This window comes from Nocardia wallacei (assembly GCF_029868745.1).
Lineage (GTDB): Bacteria > Actinomycetota > Actinomycetes > Mycobacteriales > Mycobacteriaceae > Nocardia > Nocardia wallacei_B.
The window spans coordinates 1-5,184 of sequence record NZ_JARWOP010000107.1 but is presented as its reverse complement, the minus strand read 5'-3'; the positions used below and the strand labels follow the sequence as shown (position 1 = coordinate 5,184).

The 5,184-nt window shown below is 69.7% G+C and carries 1 protein-coding gene; it reads left to right on the top strand.

Going from position 1 to position 5,184, the window contains the following annotated elements:
* Positions 1–6: 6 nt before the first annotated feature.
* Positions 7–5,184, top strand: a 5,178-nt coding sequence (locus QH470_RS08145) for a type I polyketide synthase (protein ID WP_280271659.1), incomplete at its 3' end; no start/stop codon positions are given.

Sequence of the window (5,184 nt, the reverse complement as noted above, 5' to 3'; positions counted from 1 at the left end):
GGTGAGGTGGCGGCGGCGTGTGTGGCGGGGGTGTTGTCGTTGGAGGAGGGGGCGCGGATCGTCGCGGCGCGGTCGAAGTTGCTGGTGAACCTCACCGGCAGCGGGGGCATGGTCGCGGTCGGTGCGTCGGAGGGTGCGGTGAGTGGTTGGCTGCGCGGTGGATTGGGTGTGGCCGCGGTGAACGGCCCGGAGTCGGTGGTGGTTTCGGGTCCGGAGGACGAGCTGGACGTATTCGTCGAGGCGTGTGCGGGTTCGGGGGTCTCGGTGCGGCGGTTGCCGGTGGGTTACGCGAGTCATTCGGCGGCGGTGGAGGGGATACGGGCGGAACTCGTTGCGGCACTGGCCGATATCCGGCCTCGCGCGGGCCACGTGGACTTCTATTCGTCGGTCACCGGTGAGCGCATCGACGGCACCCTGTTGGACGCCGAGTACTGGTTCCGCAATCTGCGGTCGACCGTGCGCTTCGAGGACGCCACGCGCGCGGTACTGGGCCAGGGGTGCACGACGTTCGTGGAGGTCAGTCCGCATCCGGTACTGCTCGCGGCGGTGCAGGAGACATTCGACTCGATCACCGACGAGGTGGTGCGTGATCGTGGCCTGGTGACCGTGCCCTCATTGCGGCGCGACGACGGCAGCTGGCGACAGTTGCTCGGCAATGCGGCAACGGCCTGGTCGAGCGGTGTGCCGGTGGATTGGCGGACGCTGTTCGAAGGGGTGGGGGCACGTCGTGTGCCATTGCCCACCTACGCATTTCAGCATGAGCGGTACTGGCTCGACGCCGCCGCGGGGGCACCCGGGCTCGGTGCGGCCGGGATTCGCGCGGCCGACCATCCGATGCTGGCGGCGGCCGTTCATGTCCCGGAGACCGGCGGGATCCGGCTCACCGGTCGACTGTCGGCGACGAATCCGCCCTGGGCGGCCGATCACTTGGTGTTCGGTCGGACGCTTTTGCCGGGAACGGCGCTGGTGGAGTTGGCGATCCGGGCCGGTGACGAAATCGGCTTCCCGGTCGTGGACGAACTCACCCTCACCGCGCCGCTGCCGCTCGATGCGGGTGCGGTCGACGTGCACGTCGCCGTCGGCGCGGAGGAGACCCCCGGCTACCGTCCGGTGCGCGTCTACTCCCGTGTGGCCGTGGCCGATTCCGGCGTCTGGCAGTTGCATGCCGAGGGTCGGCTGGCACAGCATCGCACGGTCTCCGCGTCGCAGCGCGAGCTGGGCTGGCCGCCCCGAGCCGACCTCGTGCCGCTCGATAATCCGTACGACTCGCTGCGCGAACGCGGATACGACTACGGCCCGCACTTCGCCGGACTGCGACGGGTATGGCGGCGCGACGACCATCGCTACGCGGAAGCGGAACTGCCGGAAGGACTGGACAGCACCGGATACGGCATCCACCCCGCCCTGCTCGACGCGGCCCTGCACGCGGTGCTGGTGACCGAGGCTGCGGACCGGACGCCGCTGCCGTACCGGTGGTCGAACGCGGTCCTGCACGCCACGGGGGCCACCCGCGTCCGCGCGGTGATCATCGGCGCGAGCGACAGCTACGATGTCCGGCTCACCGACCCGGCCGGGCAGCCGGTATTCAGTGGAACACTCGAAACCCGCGCCACGACAGCCGAACAACTCCGGACCGGCGACGCCGATGTTCTACCGCTCTACGAACTCGGCTGGATACCACTGGAAATGCCCGACACCGGTCCCGCGACGATCGCGGAGTGGGGATCGGACGACCAACAAGCCGCCGACATAATCCTCCTGCGATGCACGCCGTCGGGCACCGACCCGGCCGAAAAGGCCCGGACCGCAACCACAACCATGCTGGCCGCCCTGCAGAGCTGGCTCGGCGACCCACGCTTCGCCCGATCCCGCCTCCTGATAACCACCACCAACGCAGTAGATGTCACCGGCAACGACCCCGTCGACCCCGCCGCCGCAGCAGTCTGGGGCCTGGTACACGCGGCCCAGTCCGAACACCCACACCGCATCGTCCTACTCGACAGCCCCACCACTCCCACCCCCACCCAACTCACAGCCATCGCCGCAGCCACCGAACCCGAAATAGCAATCCGCCAATCCCACCCTTGGGCCCCCCGCCTCCGCCCCATCCCCGTCCCACCCCCCACCGCGACTCCCACACCCACCCTCGCCCCCGCTCCCACGTCCGCCCTCGTGCCCCCACCGCCATCCGCGCTTGCCCTCGCGTCTGCGCCTGAGCCCGCGTCCGCGCCTGCTTCCACGTCCGAGTCCGCATTTGCGTCGGAGGCCGGATCTGTTGCTGCACCTGCTCCCGCGCCCGCGTCTGCTTCCACATCCGCGTCGGTGTCTGATGCCATGTCAGCGGCTGTGGCCGCGCCCGGCTCGGACCTGGAGTCCATGTCCGCGTCGGCGGTTGCGCTTACTTCCGCGCGGGCGTCCGGTTCGGCTGCGGTTGCCGGGTTTGGTGGGACGGTGTTGATTACCGGGGGGACCGGGGGGTTGGGGGCTGTTGTTGCGCGGCATTTGGTTCGGCGTTATGGGGTGGGGCGGCTGGTGTTGTTGAGCCGGCGTGGGGTGGGGGCGGCTGGTGCGCGTGCGTTGGTGGAGGAGTTGGCTGGGGTGGGGGCCGCGGTGGAGGTTGTCGAGTGTGATGTGACGGATCGGGGCGCGTTGGCGCGGGTGGTGGAGCCGTTGCGGTTGTCGGCGGTGGTGCATCTGGCCGGTGTGCTCGATGACGGGGTGGTGCAGGCGCTTGACGCGGAGCGGCTTGCGGATGTGTTGGCGCCCAAGGTGAATGGGGCCTGGCATCTGCACGAATTGACTGCGGACAAGGAGTTGTCGACCTTCGTCGTGTTTTCTTCGACGGCGGGTGTGCTGGGGGGCGCGGGGCAGGCCAATTATGCGGCTGCCAATAGATTTCTCGACGGGCTGATCGCGCACCGGCGCCGCCTCGGGCTGGCGGGCGTGGCCGTGGCGTGGGGGTTGTGGGACGAGACGACCGCGATGACCGCGCACCTGACGGGTGCCGAGGCCGGGGGCTCGGGTATCGGGCGACTGTCGACCGGGCAGGCGCTGCGGCTGCTGGACGACGCCTTGGCCGTGGACGCACCGCTGGCCGTGGCGGCGCGGCTGGACACCGTTGCCCTGCGTGCGCGGGCCGCGGAAGGCACGCTGCCGCCGGTGTTCTCGGCGCTCGTGCCGAGCCGCCGGACAGCCGTGGCCGGTCCGCCCGCCGAAAGTCTGCGTGATCGGCTGCGGGATCTCGACGCGGAGCAGCGATTCGAGACGGTGCTCGGTATCTGCCGGAGTCAGGCCGCCGCGGTGCTGGGGCACAGTGGTCCCGCCGCGATCGATGCGAGCCACGCCTTCCGGGACCTCGGGTTCGACTCCCTCGCGGCGGTGCGCTTCCGCAACGGACTCGGCGCGGCAACGGGTTTGACGCTGCCCTCGACGGTGGTCTTCGACCACCCGACGCCACGCGCCCTCACCCGGTTTCTGCTCACCGAACTCACCGGCGACGACTCGCCCGCGCCCCGGCCCGCCCCCGTCACTGCCGGAACGGACGAACCCTTGGCGGTGGTGGGCATGGGATGCCGGTTCCCCGGCGGGGTCGCGTCGCCGGACGACCTGTGGCACATGGTGGCCGAGGGACGCGACGTGGTGACCGACTTCCCGGCCGACCGGGGATGGGATATCGAGCGGCTGTACGACCCGCAACCCGGCGTGGCCGGTAAGTCGTCGACCCGATCGGGCGGATTCCTCGACGGCGCCGCGGAATTCGACGCGGCATTCTTCGGCATCGGCCCGCGCGAAGCCGCGGAGACCGACCCGCAGCAGCGGCTGCTGCTCGAAGTCGTGTGGGAGGCGCTGGAGGCCGCGGGTATCGACCCGAAGTCGTTGCACGGCAGCGACACCGGCGTGTTCACCGGCCTGATGTATCACGACTACCCGGCCGGCGACGGCAAAGGATCCATCGCCTCGGGTCGGGTGTCGTATGTGCTGGGTTTGGAAGGTCCTGCGGTGACGGTGGATACGGCGTGTTCGTCGTCGTTGGTGGCGTTGCATCAGGCGGGGTTGTCGTTGCGGGCGGGAGAGTGCTCGCTGGCGCTGGTGGGCGGGGTGACCGTCATGGCTTCCCCGGCGGTGTTCGTGGAGTTCTCCGCACAGCGCGGTTTGTCGGGGGACGGCCGCTGCAAGTCGTTCGCGGCGGCCGCCGACGGAACCGGCTGGGCGGAGGGCGTGGGTGTCGTTGTGGTGGAGCGTCTGTCGGACGCGATACGCAACGGCCACGAAATCTTGGCAGTGGTCAAGGGTTCGGCGGTGAATCAGGATGGCGCGTCGAACGGCTTGACCGCGCCGAACGGTCCTTCGCAGCAGCGCGTCATCCGCGCGGCCCTGGCGAGCGCGAATTTGTCGGTGAGCGATGTCGATGCCGTCGAAGCCCACGGCACCGGAACAACTCTCGGCGATCCCATCGAAGCGCAAGCGCTCGTGGCGACCTACGGGCAGCGTGCCGCGGACGGTGAGCCGCTGTGGCTCGGTTCGGTGAAATCGAACATGGGACATGCCCAGGCGGCGGCCGGTGTGGCGGGCGTGATCAAGATGGTCCAGGCCATGCGGCATGGCGTTCTGCCGAAGACCCTGCATGTGGATGAGCCGTCGCCGCACGTGGATTGGCCCGCGGGGCATGTCGAACTGCTGACCGAGCGGCGGCCGTGGCCGGATCTGGGTCGTCCGCGGCGGGCGGCGGTGTCGTCGTTCGGCATCTCGGGGACCAACGCCCACGTCATCCTCGAACAGGCCCCGCAACCGGAACCGGTCGAAAGCCCTGCGCGAGAACAGATGCCGGTGATCCCGTGGCTCGTCTCCGCCCGAACCCGCCCAGCACTCGCGGCGCACACCGCCCGGCTGGCCGAATTCGTCACCGCGCGACCGGAATTGGCCGCCGCGGACATCGGAGCATCGCTGACCTACCGCTCCGCACTCGAATACCGCACGGCCGTAGTCGGCCGCGACCGCGACGAACTGCTCGCCGCGTTGGCGCAGGCGGCCGCGACACCTGCGGCGGTGTCGGGTGGTGTGGTGTTGGTTTTTCCTGGTCAGGGTTCGCAGTGGGTGGGTATGGGTCGGGTGTTGTTGGGGGAGTCGGTGGTGTTTGCGGAGCGTTTTGGTGAGTGTGAGGTGGCGTTGTCGGGTTTGGTGGGG